A 698-nucleotide genomic window follows, 5' to 3' on the forward strand; every position below is an offset into this window, starting at 1 on the left:
GCAGATTCACAACGGTCTCGCGGTGCAGATGATCGACGAGGTACGGCACTCGACGATCCAGATGAACCTCAAGCGCCTGTACATGAACCACTACATCGACCCCGCCGGGTTCGACATCACCGAGAAGGCGTTCGCCAACAGCTACTGCGGCACGATCGGCCGGCAGTTCGGTGAGGGCTTCATCACCGGCGACGCCATCACCGCGGCGAACGTCTACCTGACGCTGGTCGCGGAGACCGCGTTCACCAACACGCTGTTCGTGGCGATGCCGTCCGAGGCGGCCGCCAACGGCGACTACCTGCTGCCGACGGTGTTCCACTCGGTGCAGTCCGACGAGTCGCGGCACATCAGCAACGGCTACTCGATTCTGCTGATGGCGCTGGCGGACGAGGACAACCGGCAGTTGCTGGAGCGGGACCTGCGCTACGCGTGGTGGAACAACCACTGCGTCGTGGACGCGGCGATCGGCACGTTCATCGAGTACGGCACGAAGGACCGCCGCAAGGACCGCGACTCCTACGCCGAGATGTGGCGGCGGTGGATCTACGACGACTACTACCGCAGCTACCTGATCCCGCTGGAGAAGTACGGCCTGGTCATCCCGCACGACCTGGTCGAGAAGGCGTGGGACCGGATCTACAACCAGCACTACGTGCACCGGGTCGCGCAGTTCTTCGCGACCGGTTGGCCGGTCAACT

At 64.0% G+C, this 698-nt stretch carries 1 pseudogene; it reads left to right on the forward strand.

Annotated features, from left to right (window positions below):
- Positions 1 to 28 precede the first annotated feature (28 nt).
- Positions 29 to 698 (forward strand): annotated as a pseudogene (locus DMB66_RS60290) (methane monooxygenase); the annotation flags it as partial.

The organism is Actinoplanes sp. ATCC 53533, from assembly GCF_003947245.1.